At 59.6% G+C, this 18,258-nt stretch carries 9 protein-coding genes and 1 pseudogene; 3 read left to right on the top strand and 7 right to left on the bottom strand.

The window, feature by feature from the left end:
- Positions 1-129: 129 nt before the first annotated feature.
- From T370_RS0106655 to T370_RS0106635, 5 genes are all read right to left on the bottom strand, one after another.
- Positions 130-2,544, bottom strand: a complete 2,415-nt coding sequence (locus tag T370_RS0106655; RefSeq protein ID WP_029435207.1) for a DUF5682 family protein — start codon at positions 2,542-2,544, stop codon at positions 130-132.
- Between the two features lie 365 nt (positions 2,545-2,909).
- Positions 2,910-4,004 carry an ATP-binding protein gene (locus T370_RS0106650; protein ID WP_005028626.1) on the bottom strand — a complete coding sequence of 365 codons (1,095 nt, stop codon included), beginning with the start codon at positions 4,002-4,004 and terminating at the stop codon, positions 2,910-2,912.
- Positions 4,005-4,013: 9 nt separating this feature from the next.
- Positions 4,014-5,672 carry a DUF5691 domain-containing protein gene (locus tag T370_RS0106645; RefSeq protein ID WP_029435206.1) on the bottom strand — a complete coding sequence of 553 codons (1,659 nt, stop codon included), beginning with the start codon at positions 5,670-5,672 and terminating at the stop codon, positions 4,014-4,016.
- Entirely contained in the window at positions 5,669-7,000 is a 1,332-nt protein-coding gene (locus tag T370_RS0106640) for an SWIM zinc finger family protein (protein ID WP_029435205.1), read from the bottom strand. Before T370_RS0106640 ends, T370_RS0106645 begins: the two co-directional genes overlap by 4 nt.
- 352 nt (positions 7,001-7,352) lie before the next feature.
- Complete coding sequence (locus T370_RS0106635) at positions 7,353-8,516, bottom strand: MFS transporter (protein WP_029435204.1); 1,164 nt, start codon at positions 8,514-8,516, stop codon at positions 7,353-7,355.
- 559 nt (positions 8,517-9,075) lie between these two features.
- Between T370_RS0106635 and T370_RS0106625 the strand changes: the two genes are divergently transcribed.
- The 3 genes from T370_RS0106625 to T370_RS0106610 all read left to right on the top strand — a co-directional run bounded on the left by T370_RS0106625 (position 9,076) and on the right by T370_RS0106610 (position 16,788).
- Entirely contained in the window at positions 9,076-10,773 is a 1,698-nt protein-coding gene (locus T370_RS0106625) for a sensor domain-containing diguanylate cyclase (RefSeq protein ID WP_029435202.1), read from the top strand.
- Between the two features lie 768 nt (positions 10,774-11,541).
- Positions 11,542-13,887: a PAS domain-containing hybrid sensor histidine kinase/response regulator gene (locus T370_RS0106615; protein WP_029435200.1), complete on the top strand. Its 2,346-nt coding sequence runs from the start codon at positions 11,542-11,544 to the stop codon at positions 13,885-13,887.
- A 177-nt stretch (positions 13,888-14,064) separates the two neighbouring features.
- Positions 14,065-16,788, top strand: a complete 2,724-nt coding sequence (locus T370_RS0106610) for a response regulator (RefSeq protein ID WP_029435199.1) — start codon at positions 14,065-14,067, stop codon at positions 16,786-16,788.
- 136 nt (positions 16,789-16,924) lie between these two features.
- Here the strand turns inward: T370_RS0106610 and T370_RS24205 are convergent.
- Together T370_RS24205 and T370_RS0106600 are read right to left on the bottom strand one after the other, a co-directional pair.
- Positions 16,925-17,680, bottom strand: a pseudogene (locus T370_RS24205) (IS5 family transposase).
- A gap of 83 nt (positions 17,681-17,763) precedes the next feature.
- Positions 17,764-18,186 (bottom strand): tyrosine-type recombinase/integrase, encoded by a 423-nt coding sequence (locus T370_RS0106600; RefSeq protein WP_029435198.1) that lies wholly within the window; start codon positions 18,184-18,186, stop codon positions 17,764-17,766.
- Positions 18,187-18,258: the final 72 nt, after the last annotated feature.

Genomic DNA, 18,258 nt, shown 5'->3' with positions numbered 1-18,258 from the left:
CATTGGAGCCGCCGTAAGCCCGGCGTCATCCGTTGAGCGTGTTAGCCTTTGAATCATTTTGATTTTATGTCCTATGACATTCCATGTCTTTGGGGAAGCGTCATTCGGAAGCCAACGCCCTCCATCCGTTTATGCCTGTGCCGTGAGGCCGAGCACGCGCCGCAGCAACGGGACGGGCAGGGCCGCGCGTTCCGCATCCCAACGGGTTTCGGCCTGTTTCTGCATCGGTTTCCCGGCGGCTCGTTTGGCGCGTTCGCCGAGCTGACGGCGCTCGGGAGCGGAAAAGCCCGAGAATGTCCGGCGCAGCATGGGAAGGATATTGGTAAAATGCGTATCGTTCAGGCTGTCCAGCCAGTTGGCGAGCACACCCCACAGGGCGTCGTCGTGCAGCAGCACCAGCGCGCTTTGGTTCAGGAACCCTTCGATCCATGCGGAGGCCGAGGCGGGCGCGGCCGCCGCCGACAGGGAAAGGCTCATCAGCCGGGCGGCTTCTTCCACAGGGAGGCGCTGCTCGTCGAACAGCAGGCGGACGGCCATGCCCCGCAGCAGCTCGTGGACCATCCCGTCGCGCAGGGCCGTCTGGTGCAGGGCGGACAGCCAGCTTTCCCAAAGCCCTTCGTTTCCAAGGAGCCGTATCGCGTTGTGCGCCGCGATGATGCGGGCACGCATGGCGGCGGCGCTTTCGTCGTCCAGCGAGGTGCAGGCCCCCGGCAGCCCGATGGATGCACGGGGGATCAAGCCTTCAAGGACGCGGGCGACTATCCCGGCGTCAGTTTGGCGCACGTTGCCGTAGCGGGCGATGGCCGCCAATGGCGGGATGGCTTCCAGCAGCTGGCCGACGTCGTTGGCTGTGGCGGCCTTTTCTTCCAGCATACGGGTGGCGTGCCCCACGGCGTCCGGCAGATCGGCGAACAGGATGTCGTTCACCAGTTCCGCCAATCGGAGCAAGTCCGCTTCACCGGACAGCTCCACGGCCTTCGCGGTGGCGGCTTCAAGGATGGTGTTTCCCCAGCGGCTGGCGGCGATCACCGCAATGGGGAGCTCGGGCACCCATTGCATTTCCCAAAGTTCATGGAACGTCCCTTTGGCGTTCCGGCTGCCTCCCGGCGTGGCCCAGCCGATTTCCAACAGCCGCAGGCGGTGCAGGAGGTGGCTGCGCGCCAGATCGTTGGCTTGGCGCAGATCGAGATCCAATACCTTCCGCGCGGCTTCGGGCTTCAGGCGCAGGCTTTTCTGCTGCTGTTCCAGATCCCGCTGGAGCGGGACGGTGGGCGCGGTTTCGGGAATCGTCCCCAATTTGTCGCCCACGATAAGCTGACGCTCGATGAGGCGCAGCGGCGCGGAGTCGCCCATGCAGACCGTGGTTTGCAGCGCTTCGTAAAGCTCCGGCAAGCCGGGGCGGGGGCGCTCGCGCAGGGCGGCCAACGACGTGGCGAGACGCGAGGCTTCGATGATGTGGGCGGACGAGCAGTCCATGTCCTGTTCGCGGAACAGGCGGGCGGCGTGGGTCAGCCAGCCTATGGCCCGATCGCCCTTGCCGCTGCGCCAGAGGTGCTCATACCACGCGGGAGAGGTCACGCCCGCGCCGTAACCGCTCCGGCTGCTCAGATTGGCATAGGTCCACGGCGTCCATGTCGCCGCGACCTTCATTTTGGGCAGGCCCTTGAGCAGATCGTTGTCCTGCTTGGCTGGCGTTTCCGCTTCAAGCGCGGGCACATGCCACGCGCCGCAGATCACGGCGATACGCTGGAAGCCTTCCTTTTTCGCCTGCCGCAGCGTTTTGCGCATGTACGCTTCGCGCAGGGCTTCCCGCCGCGTCTCCCGTTCGCCGCGTTCGCGTCTGGGCGCTTCGGCCCGCAGCGCGGTCATGGCTTCACGGATGGCGTCGAACAGCTCTAGGCCGTCGATGCGCTCCTCGACCATGTGGTTCCACCACGCCTCGCCGTCGCCGTATCCGGCGGCGCGTCCGAGCCAGTCGAGCGGATCGCCGTAAACGTCCTCCTGAGCAGACGCCTCACCCCCGGCGTTTCCGTCCGTATCGCCCGTATCGCCGCCTTCAGGCTGTTCGGGGGCAAGCGTATTCGTGGCGGTGTTTTCAGGTGCCTGCGCGCCTGAAGCGGGGGCTTCCGTGCCTTCGGCGTCGTCCGTTTTTGTACGTCCTTCCGCGTCTCTCAGCGCTTCCTCCTTAGCCCTGCATTCGTCTTCAAAGGCCTTGTCCAGCCCGAATTGATGGGCGATGGGCAGATCCATGAAGCGCACCGGAAGGGATTGGCCCAAGCCGTACCGCAAGGCCTGCCATTCCGGGGAGAACTCGGCGAAAGGATAGAAGACGGCGCGGCGGGAATCGTCGGGAGCGTACACGAGCAAGGCCACCGGAGGGCACATCCCCGATTCGAGCACGAACGGCAGCACGGATTCCCCATCCGGCGGCCCTTCGATCAACAGGCAGTCGGGCTGCATTGCTTCCAGAGCCCGCAACAGGCTGCGGGCGCACCCCGGCCCGTGGTGGCGGATGCCGAAAAGTCGAACGGTCTGATCAGGCATGGCGAAGCCTTTTGTAAACTGTTGGGGAAGAGTGCCCGCCGAAGGAAGGGGGCTTTCCAGAAAGCCTTTTTCCCCGAATCGATATGCGGGCGTGCGCCCTTCTTCTTGCAACAACTGTGGGGCGGCGTTTGCTCCGTTTGCCCCCAGGATGGGTGCACCCTGAGAAACCGGGCATACGGAAACCCTGTTTTCCGGCGGCATACGCATGGCTGAAACGGAAACGGCGCGGACATGGGCCGATTTCCCAGCCCCACCGTGCCCCACCAGCTCCCTTTGCGCCGCCTCCCCACCGGCCGGAGTTTTTGCGGGTAGGGGGTACGGGGGAGGGAGCTTTCTACAAAAAGCACCCTCCCCCGATTCCTTCCCTAATCCACTTCGCGGCAGGCGCGATAGAGATCCTTCCAGTCGGAGCGTTCCTTGACCACTGTTTCGAGGTACTCGCGCCAGACGAGATCGTCCTGCACGGGATCCTTGACCACCGCGCCCACGAGGCTCGCGGCGACGTCGCGGGCGTGCAGCACGCCGTCCCCGAAGTGCGCGGCAAGCGCCATGCCGCTGTTGAGCACGGAGATGGCCTCCGCCGTGCTCATCGTGCCGGTGGGCGACTTGAGCTTGGTCTTGCCGTCTTCGGTCTGCCCGTTCCGCAGCTCGCGGAAGATCTGCACCACGCGGCGCACTTCATGCATCGCCGGGGGCTCGGCGGGAAGCTCCAGCGCGCGGCCCATTTCGGAGACGCGCTTGGACACGATGCTGATTTCCTCTTCCTCCGTGGCGGGCACGGGCAGGATGACCGTGTTGAAGCGCCGTTTGAGCGCGGAGGACAGTTCGTTGACGCCCTTGTCGCGGTTGTTCGCCGTGGCGATGAGGTTGAAGCCGCGCACGGCCTGCACTTCGTCGTTGAGCTCGGGGATGGGGAGGGTCTTTTCGGACAGGATGGTGATCAGCGTATCCTGTACGTCGGCGGGGATGCGGGTCAGTTCCTCCACGCGGGCGATGCGGCCCTCGGACATGGCGCGCATGAGCGGGCTTTCGACCAGCGCGGCGCGGGACGGCCCTTTGGAGAGCAGTTCCGCATAGTTCCAGCCATACCGCATCTGTTCTTCGCTGGTGCCCGCCGTACCTTGGATGATGCGCGTGGAGTCGCCGCTGATGGCCGCCGCCAAATGCTCGGACACCCACGATTTCGCCGTTCCCGGAACCCCGTACAGCAGGAGCGCCCGATCCGTCGCCAGCGTAGCGACCGCCGTTTCGATGATGCGGCGGTTCCCGATATACTTGGCGGACACCGTAAAGCCGTTGTCCAGTTCGCCGCCGAGCAGGTAGGTGCAGACGGCCCACGGGGAAAGCTCCCAGTTGGCGGGACGCTGGCGGGCGTCGGATTTTTTGAGTTCTTCCAGTTCCTCGGCGAACTGTTGTTCGGCGTGGTGCCGCAGCTTGTTTTCGTTGGTAGCCGTGCTCATGGTTTTCTCTCAGGCAAAGTATTGGTGAAGGGCCTTGCGGGTCCTTATGGCCGTGGTCAGAAAGTCGTACCCGGATCGGCAGAAGGGGGCCCCGTTTTCTCCGTGGGGCCAGCCCTCAAGCAGATCATCCAGCAAGGAAACCGGGAGCAGCCAAAAGGTGGCCTCGATGATGTGCCCCAGCGCGATGGAGGTCTGGTAACTTATTTGGCCGATGCCGTCGGAATGGTCCGCCCAGAAGCGGATCCGCCGGACGAGGGAGTGTCCGCCTTCAAGGGAAAAGGTTGCATCCCCCTCCCATTCGGATGCGGCGAAACGTCCGAACTGCATCACCTGTTTATAGTGTTGCTGTGCGAACGTGGCCCCGCCGCCCGCGGAGGCGGGGCAGGGGAAGCGTTCAAGAAGGGCCGCCTCACGCTCGGGGGGCGGCAGAAGGCCGATGAATGCGAAGGCGCTGAACCGGCCCTTGCCCACGGAAACCTCAATCTGTTCCTTGAACACATGCGCGAGCAGGGCGGAGGCCCATGCCGCATGGCGCTCACGGCGGGCGGCCTCCAGCCAGCTGCGGAGCAACACGTTTCGCCAGTCGGTTTTCTGCGCCCAGTCGATGAGGGCTTCGGGCGACAGGCCGGTATGCGCCTCCCACCACGCCAGCGGTACGCAGCGCCCTATCTGATAGAGCCACCAGGCGCGCGGGCCGAATTCCTCGTACTGCGGCTTTTTTTCTTCCAGCAAGTCCTTTTTCCACTCGGGATCGAAGGATTCCGGGGGCTCGACGGCCGGGAGCGGCGCGGAGAAGGCTGAGGCGATACGTCCGATGAGCCCTCCCCTGGCCTCCGGGACGACGATGCAGGCGGCAAGGCGTTCGCCCATGCGCCGGACATAGCCGCTTTCCGGCAGGCGGACGAGCAGGGAGGCGGCGGCTTGACGCACTTCCTTGCTGCGATCCTTTTCCAGCAGGGTTTCGAGAAAGGCTTCGTCCGCCGCGCTCAGGCCTTCGCCGAGGCACCCGGTAAAGGCGGCGCGTTCGCGGGCATCGAAGGACGCTGAGGCCGTTTCAAAGCGTTCACGGGCCTTGGCGGGATCCTGCGCGCGGAGGGACTTGAGATAGGCTTCGCGCTGCATAAGCGTGCCGTTGTCCCATACTTCGGGATCAAGCTCGTTTTCGGCATTGGTGGCGAAGAGGTTCCATGCGGCGTTCCGTCCGCCGAGCCAGCGGCCGCGTTCCCCGGCGATCAGGGCGATGGGCCCGCGCAGGGACGGCGTGCGGCGCCCAAGCTCCAGCGCCTGCGGGAGCAGCGCCGGAGGGAGCACTTTCCCCGCGCCGAGCATGAGCCTGAAGGCTTCAAGGCGCATACGGTCGGAGCCGCTGGAAAGGACTTGGCGCAATACGTCGATGACGGCGGCCTTGTCGACGGACGCGCGGGGTTCCGGCGGGCAGGGCTCGGGGAGGGCGGAGTCGGCGCGGGGCGGCTGGTACCCCGCCAGCCCGCAGACGGCCTGCACCCCGGCGGCACGGAGCAGCCTGAGCGCTTCGGCGTTTTCGGAGCCGTCCCGCGTGGCGGCAATGGCTTGCGTGAGCCGTCCGGGTTCGCTGTCGTCGGCGGGAAGTTCGGGCGGGCGCTTATCCGTGCCGAGCAGCGCCTGCATGGTCAGGAAGGGCATGTTCATGGGCGGGCTCCTTCTCGCCACAGCGGGGAACCGGACGTTCCGGGCTCCCACGCGCTTAGGGGCTGAAACCGGGCTCCGTCCCATTCGCCCCAGACGCTCAGGGGGCGTCCGCCGCCTTGCGTGAGCAATTCCCAGCCGTCGTTGTCGGTTATGGAGAGCGGGAGGCGGTCGCCTGCATCCGTCTGCAGGAACCACGAATCATCGGAGCGGCAAGGGACGCCGTCGCTGACCATGAGGGGCAGGGGCCATTGCCACGGCTGTGCGGCGATGGCTTTGGCCATGCCTTCCAGCGCTTCGCGGAGGGAAACCGTAGGGATGGGAGCCGTTTTGGCCCGGACGGGATCGCCCGTGGCGATGGCCCGCAGGGGAACCGCGCCCGGATAGAAGGCCAGCGTCATATCCGCAAGGCTGCCGACGACGAAGCTCTGTTCGAAATGCTTGCCGCCGTGCGAGAAATCCAGCAGCAGGGCCGCGCGCCCGCTGTTCTGCCCGCGCAGCCAGACGCGCCGCCGCCAGAGCCTGTTTTCTTCGGCATAGCCCACGCCGAGCACCAACCAGAGATCGCTCAGGCGTTCCCCGGTGGCGAGCACTTCGTCCTTATCCGGGGACAGGCCGAGGGCGGCACGGACATCCGCCTGTTCCTCCGGGGACAGTGCGTCAAGGTGGCGGAAGGCGTCGATGAGGAGCTGCAGCTGCCCAAACTGGGCCAGCACCACGCCGGGCCAGTCCTCCCCGGAGGACGTGACGCCTTGCAGGTTCCGCAACCGCGCGGCGATGCCGGGAAGCTGCGCGTCGACCATGCGCGCGGCGGCTTCCTCCTGCCAGGCGGGAGTCCCGGAGAGCTGCCCGAGGCCGTGGCGTATGAGGTCGCACATCCAGCGCTCCAGATCGTCCAAGCCGGCAGCCATGCGTTTGAGGCGGGACGCCTCGCGCTTGGCTGCGGCGGCGGGATCGGCGGGCTGGCCCTTGTTTTCCTGCTTTTGCTCCTGACGCGCAGCGCGTTTTTCGCGTGCGTCAAGCCATTCCTTTACCCAATCGGGCGCTTCGCCCTGCGTAAAGGCGGCCTCTTGCTGGACGCGGAGCAGGAGCAGGGCCAGGGAATGCTTGCAGGGAAATTTCCGGCTCGGGCAGGTGCACTTGAAGACCGGCCCGGACAGGTCGGCTTCGACTTGGTAAGGTTTGGAGCCGCTGCCTTTGCATTCGCCCCATACGGCGTTTTCGTTGAAGCCGAGCGTCGGCCACTGGCCGGGTTTGAGCAGAGCTTGCGCCGCCTTGACGGAGGAGGCGTCCGGGGCGAGGGCCAGTACAGATTCGGAGGTGAGTTCCATCGTCTGTCCTGTTGTCGGCGGCCATGCGGCCGCTTCTTAAAGGATCGAAAGAAGGGGGGACGGCGGGACGGGTCCGGCGGAACCCCTTTGCCTTACGCGGCAGGCCCTGTTCCGGGGCAAGGCCGGCAAGTCAGGCGTTCCTGCGGGAACACCCCACGGTGTTAGAAGCGTTCTGCCATAATGAAGGCTTTCCGGCAACCCGTAACCCTTTTCAGGGCGCTGTCCGCAAAAAGAGCCCTTTCCTCAAGAGGATGGGAAAAAGGCTCTTTTGTTGGGAAGGCCGCCGTTTGGAAGAGGGAACAACACCGTCGTTCCAACGGGGCGTTTCCCTTTACGGGGAAGGCGGGACGGTTCAGTTCCGCCGCAGGAACCGCGCCAGCACAGCGGTCATGAGCCCGAACACGGCAATGAGGGCAAAGGAATGGCGCAGGCTCGACGCGTGGGCGATGAAGCCGATGACCGGCGGGCAGAGCAGGAAGCCGAGGAACCCGATGGTTGAAACCACGGCCAGCGCCACGCTCGGATGCATGATCTGGGATTTCCCGGCCATGCTGTAGCAGACCGGCACCACCGAAGCCGTGCCGAAGCCCACCAGCGCGAGGCCGAACGTCGCCGTGGCCACATGGGGCAGGAGAACGGAGATCAGCAGCCCGGCGGCGATGAGCGCGCCGCTGGCTTGCAGGATACGGATGACCCCGAACCGGGTTACAAGCCCGTCCGCCATGAACCTGCCGCAGACCATCGTGCACATGTATGCGATATAGCCGAGGCGGATCAGTTCCGGCGACGGCTTGATGATCGCTTCGTAGTATACGGCGCTCCAGTCGTACATGGTCCCTTCGCTCGCCATGCAGCCGAAAGCGATCAGCCCGAGCAGGACGACATAGGGATCGATTTTCCCCTTGGGGCGTTTGTGTCCGGGCGCCGTGTCGCGTGCCCTGTCGCGCGGCAGGGTTAACCGGAACATGATCGCCACGATGCCCATGCAGACGGCGAAGATGAAACTGAAGTGCACGCGGGTACTGACGGAGAACGCCGCGAACAGCGCGCCGACGATCCCTCCGACGAACCCGGCGAGGCTCCACAGGCCGTGGAAGGCGGCCATGATGCTGCGGCGGTAGAGGCGTTCGACGCCGACGGCCTGTGTGTTCACCGAGATGTTGTGCAGGTTGGCCGCGACGCCGAAGAATACCAGCATGGCGAAAAGCTGCCACGTTTCGCTGATGAAGCCGAGGGCCATGAGGGTCCCCGAATAGAGCAGGGCCGCGAGGAGCAGCATCCTATGGCTTCCGAAGCGGCTGACCAGATAGCCGGACAGGGCCATCGCCGACATCTGCCCCACGGGGATGGCGAACAGGACGCCGCCGAGCTGCGCCTCGTTGAGAGCGAGGGCCTGCTTGATGTCGGGGATACGGCTGGCCCAGCTGGCGAAGACCAGCCCTTGCAGGAAAAAGAAGCTTGCCACGGCGAGCCGGTAAAAACTCTTGGGGGACTGAAATAATGGAATGAATGGCATGGGCGTTTCCTTTTGAGGGGGGACTTCCTACCCCAAAGGGGGGCGCTCGTCCAGTTTCCTTTTGGTGACGCAAAGGGGCAAAGCCCCGAGGAGGCATCCGGGGTTGGGCAAGAGCCCCGGCGGATACCTGAAGCATGGGGCTGTACAAGGCGGCGCTCCAAAACGGCCGGGAATATGGAGGGAATGGATCAGGAGTGTATTGTGAAAGCGGGAAGGGAGAAGGAGGCGTTACGCAAGGAGGCAACGCCGGAGTGATGCACGATATGCGCCCGCAGAGAGAAAGCGGCGTCTTCCTCTCGATCGGAGATTTCTCATGAGCAACAAAAGATGCCTCAAAGAAAGGACTATCGGCTTTTCCTTCTTTTCTATATGATGCCGCAAGACGGCACATGAAAAACGGGAGAAATCCTTCCAGGCTGGTCTTGATCGGCTCTGTTTCCGCTTGCGGCGTTTCGTCTGATTGCGGGAGAAGCCCCGGGATGCCGCATGAATATCACGCAGGGGCACGCTCTGACGGTGTGTTTTTCAAGTCCAGTTTGTCATTCTAGAGAGAACGCACATGATCCAGACCGACCCTATTGCCTTTTCCCCTTCAATTCCTCTCGATTCCACTGAAAAACTTTGGGAATGGCATATCCCTTCGGATCGGCTTTTCTTCAGCAAGGGAACCAGGTTGGCCTTTGGCTTGTCCGATGGGGAAAGCCCCGCCACAATGGCGGCATTTTTTGAACATATCCCGGAAGGTTGCCTGCAGTCGCTTTGCGAGCTGCGTGAAGGCGTTATCGGCGGGGACAGGGGCTTTCTGGAGACGGCGTATCCGGTCGAAAACTTTTTTGTCCGAGAACGGCTGATTGTATTGGAAAGGGACGCCGAAGGCCGGGCGATCCGCATCGCAGGGCAATTTGAGATCGCTCCCGGCACGATGGCCTATCTGCCTCCGGTGAGCACCGTGTCCAAAGGGCAGGCGCAGATCTGTTTCTGGAACTGTTCGCTGGAAAAGAGGACGCTGTGGGTCGACGCCAACGGCTCCCGCCTGCTCGGGTATGCCGAGGCCATACCGCGTGTGTTCAACCTTGATGAATGGAAAGAGCGTCTCCACCCCGAAGAAGGCACCGATTGCCGCTATCAGCTCATCATCGAACAGCCGTTGTTCGGAGACGAGCTTACGGATGATCTGCGGGTCCGCAAGGAAGACGGCTCGTATGTCAAAATATGGGTGCGGGGCTCCATCCTGAGCCGTGATGCGGATGGTCACGCCGTCAGCATGTCGGGCACCTGGCAGCCTTTTGGGTTTGTTGAGGAACGCCACGAACAACGGACGCCGGAAAACGGCAGCCTGCTTTCCGCGCTCAATGCAGCCGGGGACGGCCTGTGGGACTGGAACCCCATTACGGACGAAGTGTATTACAGCCCGCGCTGGCTTTCCATGCTCGGGTACACGGCGGAACAGTTCCCCGGGCGCCTTGAAACGTGGAAAGAGAAGATCCATCCGGACGATCTCAAAAAAATCGTGGAACCGCAGCGTAAGCTGGCGGATTCCCCGAAATACGGCGACACGTTCGAGTGTACGTACCGCTTGAAGCGCCTGGACGGGAGCTATGCTTGGATCCTCGGGCGGGGTTACGTGACGCACCGCGACGCAAAGGGGCGGGCCACCCGCATCGTCGGCTTGCACACCAACATCACGGCTTCCCAGGCGGACAGGGATTATTTCGAAAAGCTCGCCCAGAACGATGCGCTGACGGGCCTGCACAGCCGGACCTACTTTGATATCAAGCTGGCGAACATCGAGAACAAAGGGATCCGCCCGTTGTGCGTGATCTCTTGTGACGTCAACGGATTGAAGCTGGCGAACGATTACATGGGGCATCTTGTCGGAGACAAGTTGCTCCAGACCGTGGCGGCCTTGTGCAAGGAAAGCGTGCGCACATCGGATTGCGTGGCCCGGATGGGCGGGGACGAGATCGTTATCCTGCTGCCCACATGCCCACGTGAGGCTGGCGAGGAGATCCTTGCCAAGCTGCGGAGGAACTTTGATCGGCACAACGCCTGTTCCGATCAGATGCCCGCGCTGGTTTCTTTTGGGCTGGCTTGTGCCGAATCCGCCGATATCCCAGCCTCCGCGATCCTCGTGGAAGCCGATCGGGAAATGCTCAAGGAAAAACGTTTCCACCGGAAAGCGGCCCATGAGCGGATCAAACAGTGGATCGAGCAAAACATGGACGTCGTCGTCTCGATTGAAGACGACAGGTATTAGGCCTTCCCCATTTTGAAAAGGCCTTGACGCCGAACGCATATTCAGTGCGCCGCAACACAGCGCGGATTCGGCAAAAATGGTATTTCCGGCAAGATGGCCCTTTGAAAGGCGCAACACTTCAAAGGCAATCAGCCCCAAGACGGAGGCATCCTTTTGGATGCCTTTTTTTATGTCCGATGGGGCGACCTTTTCTTGGTTCGCCTTTTTCATGAACGGCACTCACGGCAAGATGACGCACTTTTTCGGTAACCCCATTCCCATGCGGGGAGGAAATGCCCGGCCAAATGGAAGGGACCGGGGAGACTGCGCCGTTTTTTCTTTTCTGCACTGATCTCTTTTTAAAGAACGAGTCGCGTAACATAACGGATATTTCGTTTTTTATGATGGTTTTTGTTCTTTATGACGCGTTGTCTTTCATATTTTCTTCTTGTTTCTCTGTTTTGAATGTGTTTATACAGGTATATGCAGTTTTATTTCGCTGTAAAAACATCTTGAATAGGTTTATGATACGTGTCACATTAAATGAAGCCTATAAAATATTATATTAAATATTTTAGTGTAAAACATTAAGGCTCATGTGCCATCGAAATGTATGCTGGAAAGGCTCTCCATTCTGCTGGGAGGGTTTCCTGATATTGTATTACGGCATTTCCGTATCTGGATTCGCTAGAAAAGATTGCAGAAATACCTCTTGAGCCGATAACCCAGTTTTCTATTATCATTTTTGATCCGTTATACGATCTATAATGATCCTGAAGGTAGAGAAATATGGAATGGAACTGGATACTCGAAGAATATGACGATATGGTTTATGTCAGCGATCTGAACAATTATGAATTGCTGTATGTGAACCGAGCAGGTCTTGATATGTTCCATCTTTCTCGGGAAGAACTCTTTTCTGGAAAAAAGTACCTTTGCTATGAGATATTCCACGGAAGAAATACGCCTTGTCCTTTTTGTACCAACAACTACCTGAAAGATTCAGGATTTTATGAGTGGGAGCATTATAACGAACAGCTGGGGAAAACGTATCTCCTGAAAGATCGGAAGGTACTGTGGGACGGGCGGGAATCCAGAATCGAGTTCGTTTTTGATGTCTCCAAGTACAAGAACAAACTGGACAAGCAGGGAAAACAGCAGGCGGCGATGCTGCGGAGCCTTCCGGGAGGCATCGCCCGGCTCGACGCGCGCGATGAACGCACAATCCTGTGGTATGGTTCGGAATTCCTGTCGATCATCGGCTACACGGAAGAGCAGTTTAAAGAAGAGCTGCAGAGCCAGTGCCTGTATGTTCATCCGGAGGATCTGGAGCAGGCCGAGGCGGCGATGCACGAGGCGAAGGAAACGGGGCGGAGCAGCATCATGCAGGGCCGGATCGTGACCCGGTCTGGAAAAATCCGTCACTTGACCATCACGTTCAGCTATATGGACGGGAAGGACAGCGAGGATGGGATACCGTCCTACTACAGCCTGGGCATTGACGTGACGGAAACGGTCGAGCGGCAGCGGCTCCAGCAACAGGCGCTGGAAGACGCCTGTCGGGTGGCGAAGCACGCCAACCAGGGAAAGACGGAATTTCTTTCCCGGATGTCCCATGACATCCGGACCCCCATGAACGCCATTGTGGGGATGACGGCGATTGCGGGCGCCCATATTGAGGATACCCAGAAAGTGAGGGACTGCCTCAAGAAGATCAATACGTCCAGCAAACATCTGCTCAATCTGATCAACGAAGTTTTGGATATGTCCAAAATCGAGAGCGGACGCTTGGATGTGCGGGCGAACGATTTCAGCCTTTCCAATCTGGTGCAGAACGTGTTCGAGGTGTGCAGGCCGATGATCATTGAAAAGGGGCATCACCTGACCATGAACATCAGCAAGGTGAGGCACGAGGGCCTGTATGGGGATGAGAGCCGCCTCCAGCAGGTTTTGGTGAACATCTTGTCGAACGCCGTGAAGTATACCCCGGCGGGCGGGCGTCTGCATTTCAGCATTGAGGAAAAGCCAACCCATGCCGAAGGGGCCAGCGTCTTTTACTTTACGTTTGAAGACAACGGGATCGGCATGTCCGAGGAGTTCGTCGGGCGCATCTTCGAACCGTTTTCCCGGGCCGAGGATTCCCGGATCAGCAAAATCCAGGGAACGGGCCTTGGCATGGCGATCAGCCAGAACATCATCCATATGATGAACGGCGAGATCACCGTGGACAGCACGCTGGGAAAAGGGAGCCGGTTTACGGTGAGCGTTGCGCTGAAATTCCGGGATGCCGAAGACGGGGAACCCCCTGTTTTGACCGATCTTCCCGTGCTTGTGGTGGATGACGAACGGGATGTCTGCGAATACGCGAGCCTGTTGCTCAAGGAAGTGGGGATGCGGGCTTTTTGGGTCTTGAGCGGGCAAGAAGCCGTCGCCGAGATTGTGCGCGCCCATGAGGAAAGGGACGACTACTTCGCGGTCATCCTGGACTGGAAAATGCCGGATATGGACGGGCTCGATACGGCCCGGGAAATCCGCCGCAGGGTCGGGCCGGATCTCCCCATCATCATGCTGTCGGGCTATGACTGTTCGGATGTGGGGGCGGATTTCCTCGCCGCGGGCGTGGACGTCTTCATCATGAAGCCGCTTTTCAAATCCAACATGGTGCACCTGTTGCGAAATTTTGCGGAGGATCGGGGATGTGGACATGCCTCGGCTGTGCCCAGGCCCGAAGGTCAACGCTTGGGCGGATTGCATGTCTTGCTCGTGGAAGACAATGAAATCAACCAAGAAATAGCTAAAGAACTCCTCCTGATGGAAGGGGCGTCCGTTGACGTCGCCGACAACGGGGAACAAGCGCTCAACATCTTTGCCCGGTCGGAGGAAGGGTATTATCAGCTTGTCCTGATGGATATCCAGATGCCCGTCATGGACGGATACACGGCGACTGCCGCACTCCGTTCCTTGCGCAGGGATGATGCGAAGACTGCCATCATTCTGGCGATGACCGCCAACGTGTTCTCGGACGACGTCATCAAGGCCGAGGCATCGGGAATGAACGGGCATATTTCGAAGCCGTTCGACCCGGACAAGCTGTACGCCATGATCGCGGCGTCCTGCCATAAGAAAAGGGGATGACGGCCCGGCGGGTTGAATGCCTTCTTGTGCGAAGGGTGATGGGGTTTCCTTCCGCAAGGAAAAATGAGGTGTGGGGAAGGGAACTGAGAAGGGACAAAAGGCTGGCTGTCCCTTTTATATTGATGCAGCGCTGTCCCTATGAGGGGAGTGGATCCTCCTGTCGGAGTGGGTGGGCAAATGAAGCTTTCGCCGCATGATTCCTCGCTGGATGCTCTCAAGTTCGTTGTGGATATGGCCGATGTCCCGATGGTGATCACGGACGAGGACGGGCGTTTCGTGTTTGCGAACGGGCACACGCTGGATATTGTAGGGAAAGCCGAAGATGCCTGCATAGGTAAACCACTCGCGTCCCTCCTATCCGTTTCCCGGCGCCCACGGTTCAACAGGAGCGGCAAGGCCCCTGTACTGTTCACGGGGGAAGGGCGTTTTTATGAAGTCGATGGTATCAGCCGGTTTCATACCAAATCGGGTATGCTCGAGTTGTCCCGGATTCATGACGTGACGTCCACGTACCGGGACAAGGAAATGCTCGAATTCCTGAAAAGCAACGCGCCCATAGGTATTTTCCAGTTCGTCATGGACGAGCACTTCTCGTTCTTTTACGTTTCGGAAGGGTTTTGCGCGATGCACGGGTATACGCAGGACCAGATGAAAACGGCTCCGGATATCAGGGGGAGCGAGCTTATTCACCCCGACCACCTCCAACGCTTTAACGACTTGATCAGGACGGCCTATGAAGACGGAAAGTCCTCCGTCGGCTTCGAGATGAAAGTCATCAGGCGGGACGGCAAGGTCCGCTGGCTCCTCACGCAGTGTTCGTTTGTCAAAACGGTGGACGGGACCATCGTGTACGGCTACGTCTCGGACTGCACCGACCTGAAAAACATGGAGGAAAAGACCAAAACCGTCCAGGATGTTTGCAGGTTCACGGTCAACCACGACTACGAATGGATCTTGTTGGTCGACATCCCGGCGGACAGGTACGAGTACTTTTTTTCGGGTCGGAACAGCATGATCGGAAGCGGGATGCAGGGCGTTTTCAGCGAGCTGGTGCGGCTCCGGAGCGAAACGGTCGTCCATCCTGATGATGTGGAGGCTTACCGGGCCTTTTTCAAACTGGAACGCCTTGCCTGGGAAAATGGCACGCCGGGGCTGTCCCATGAGCTCAAGTATCGTGTGCTCATGGGCAACGGGCAAGCCCGGTGGCATTGCTTACGGGCGTATCTTTTTGACCCCGTAAGGCGGATGCTCCTCTTTTGCGCCAAAGACGTTGAGGAAGAGGAGCGCCAGAAGGCTACGTTGCGTATGGCGCTCGTTGCCGCCGAACAGGCCAACCATGCCAAAAGCGAGTTCCTTTCCCGGATGTCGCACGACATCAGAACGCCGATGAACGCGATCATCGGCATGGCGGCCATTGCGGGCATGAACGTGGGCAACCCCGAACGGCTCAGCGAGTGCCTGAACAATATCGCCTTGTCGTCCCGTTTCCTGCTGTCGCTCATCAATGACGTCTTGGACGTCGCCAAGATCGAAAGCGGCAAGATGAGCTTGGCTTCCGAACCGTTTGATTTTGATGAACTCGTCAGCTCCGTCAGCTCGTTCACATACGGCAGCGCGGTGGCGAAGGGCATAATATTCAACCTGTTTGCCTCTCCGCTCCTTGAGAAGATCTATGTCGGCGATCCCCTGCGCATCAAGCAAGTCTTGATGAACTTGCTGTCCAACGCCCTGAAGTTTGCGCCCGAAAAGGGCAGGATCGAATTCAACATCACGCCAGTCCAAAAAGTCGGGCATCGGGAACTCATACGGTTCGTCATTTCCGATAATGGGATCGGCATGAGCAAGAGCTTTCAGGAAAGGATGTTCCAGCCGTTCGAGCAGGAGATGACGGATCAGCGGGGCCTTTCGGGATCAGGGCTTGGCCTGGCCATTGTCAGGAGCTTCGTCCAGCTGATGGACGGGACCATTCGCGTGGAGAGCGAGCAAGGAAAGGGGTCGTCTTTTTCCGTGGACATACCGCTCGGGCTGTTCGAGGGGGCGCTGTACGGATGGGATAAGGACGCCTTGGAACAATCCGAGAGCGTGCGAGTGCTGGTCATAGGCGATGACAGGGCTGCCTGTGAGCATACGGCGGTACTGCTGCGCCGTATGGCGGTTGAAGCGTCCTTCGTGCTTTCCGGCGAAGAGGGCGTCGTCTGTGTGCGGCAAGCCCGGGAGAGGCGGCGGGATTACGGCATGATCCTGATCGATTGGGAAACGCCGGGCATGGACGATATGGAAACGGTCCGGCATATCAGGGAAATCGTTGGAAAGGCCACGACCCCCATCGCCATGTCGGCCTGTGATTGGAGGGGGATGGAAGCCCCTGCCCGTACCGCCGGCGTGGATTATTTTATCAACAAACCCGTATTGCGGGAGCATCTGCGTGATATGCTCTTAGTGGTGACCCATCATAGGCACGCCTTTGATGTTCCGGCCATGCCGGAGGAAGTCCGTTTTAACCGTGAAAAGATCCTGATTGCCGAAGATAACGATCTGAATGCCGAGATCCTCAAAACGCTTCTGGAGTCAAGGAATCTCTCCGTCGTCTGGGCCGAGAACGGCAAGGTTGCGGTGGGGCTCTTTGCGGAATCCGAACCGGGGGAATACGCCGCTATCCTGATGGATGTCCGTATGCCGGTTATGGACGGCCTTGAAGCCACACGGCACATACGCGGCATGACAAGGGAAGACGCGCGGCGTATTCCGATTTTCGCCCTGTCCGCGAACGCCTTTGCGGACGACATCCAACGATCCCTGCAGTGCGGCATGAACACGCATTTTAACAAGCCTGTGGATATGGATTCCATTTGCGCGGCACTGCACTACTGGCTGGAATATGATAAAGGAAACCGGCCGTGATGTGGCGGTATTGCTCCGTCAATGCCTGCGGCATCCGGAATGGGATTGAAAAAAGAGTTGTGGAATGAGGCCGCAACTCTTTTTTATTTGTGGAGATAGAGAACAGCGGAAGAGGAGGAGCTAGGGGCAGGACTCCTTAATTAAGATAAAAGATAACGGTAACAGCAAGGCAGATAGCTGAGAAAAAGGTATGGGCACAGCGGTCATACCTGGTCGCGATACGTCGCCAGTCCTTCAGCCTGCTGAATGTATTTTCAATAAGATACCGTTGCTTATACAGCGTGTTGTCAAAGGGAAATGCTTCATTTCCAGTTTTTCGGGGTGGCATGCAGACCGTCATCCCTCTGGCTTTCAGAGATTCAAGCAACCACGTTGCGTCGTAGCCTCCGTCTGCCAAAAACGTACTGTTATCGGGGAGGAAATGCTGGAGGATGGCTGCACCCTTGTCGTCGCTGACCTGTCCTTCAGTCAGCAAAAGCAGGACAGGACGCCCATGCCCGTCACAAACAATATGGAATTTGGAATTCAGGCCAACTTTTGTTCGTTCTATAAGACGTGGAGAATCCCCTTTTTGAGCAGGCTTGCCGCCGTGCGGTGAGCCTTGAGATGGATGGAGCGATCATCAGGGAGCCATCAAAAGGTGTTTTATTTGTCAACTCAATGAAAATTTTATTGAAAACACCGATCCTGCTCCACCTGACAAAGCGATTGTACGCGTTTTGTGGGGGCCGTATTCATCAGGTGCATCCTGCCACTGAAGTCCGTGCTTGATGGCGTAGATAATGCCGCTGACGACACGCCTGTCATCCACACGGGAGCACCGTGAGAACGGGGAAAGAGCGGTTTGATACGCTCTAACTAGGCTTTCGGAAAGATAAAACAGGGTATGCATGGGACACCTCCGTGCCTCCTGCATCCCCTGTTTTCCTTCCCTTGAAAATAACGGGTCCTGCCCCTAGCTTCCAAGGCGGAAATCTATTTGTTCCCGATATGGGGGAAAAGCTGGTTCTCCAGCCGGGAAAGGATTTTCTTCTGGTGGCTTTCCGTCCATGCCGTGCGCTTCTTGCTGAACCAGTCACGGGCCACGGCCTCAAAGGTCAAGGCCGCTGCCTTCTCTTCAATGGCGGCCTGAACCTTCCCCCGCTTTTTTTCCGCAGCGGGGCCTATGCCAGCGGCAAGCTGCTTTTTGGCTTCCTCGTGGCGTGCGCGGGCATCCTTCAGCCCCACAGCGGGGTAGGAACCAAAACTTAGAGTCTTGCGCTTGCCTTCAAAACGGTAGTCCATGCGCCAGAGCATCCCCCCGGCAGGCGAAAGAAACAGGTATAGCCCGCCACCGTCGGCGTGTTTCGGCTTGTCTCCGGCCTTGAGTTTTCGCAGATATACGTCTGATAGCGGCATGACGGTATTCCCTCTGACGGTATTTTTCCGGTGACGGTATTGCGCCGCCACCTAGTACCGTCAATAATACCG

The sequence above is a fragment of the Bilophila wadsworthia ATCC 49260 genome (genome assembly GCF_000701705.1).
Classification (GTDB): Bacteria; Desulfobacterota; Desulfovibrionia; order Desulfovibrionales; family Desulfovibrionaceae; genus Bilophila; species Bilophila wadsworthia.
The sequence above is the reverse complement of the archived record's forward strand: the minus strand, read 5'-3'. Positions and strand labels throughout refer to the sequence as shown.

Bases quoted from the DNA above. Each gene is read 5' to 3' on its own strand.
- T370_RS0106640 (WP_029435205.1), bottom strand. From the start codon at position 7,000: ATGGAACTCACCTCCGAATCTGTACTGGCCCTCGCCCCGGACGCCTCC.
- T370_RS0106625 (WP_029435202.1), top strand. From the start codon at position 9,076: ATGATCCAGACCGACCCTATTGCCTTTTCCCCTTCAATTCCTCTCGAT.
- T370_RS0106610 (WP_029435199.1), top strand. From the start codon at position 14,065: ATGAAGCTTTCGCCGCATGATTCCTCGCTGGATGCTCTCAAGTTCGTT.
- T370_RS0106615 (WP_029435200.1), top strand. From the start codon at position 11,542: ATGGAATGGAACTGGATACTCGAAGAATATGACGATATGGTTTATGTC.
- T370_RS0106645 (WP_029435206.1), bottom strand. From the start codon at position 5,672: ATGAACATGCCCTTCCTGACCATGCAGGCGCTGCTCGGCACGGATAAG.
- T370_RS0106600 (WP_029435198.1), bottom strand. From the start codon at position 18,186: ATGCCGCTATCAGACGTATATCTGCGAAAACTCAAGGCCGGAGACAAG.
- T370_RS0106650 (WP_005028626.1), bottom strand. From the start codon at position 4,004: ATGAGCACGGCTACCAACGAAAACAAGCTGCGGCACCACGCCGAACAA.
- T370_RS0106635 (WP_029435204.1), bottom strand. From the start codon at position 8,516: ATGCCATTCATTCCATTATTTCAGTCCCCCAAGAGTTTTTACCGGCTC.
- T370_RS0106655 (WP_029435207.1), bottom strand. From the start codon at position 2,544: ATGCCTGATCAGACCGTTCGACTTTTCGGCATCCGCCACCACGGGCCG.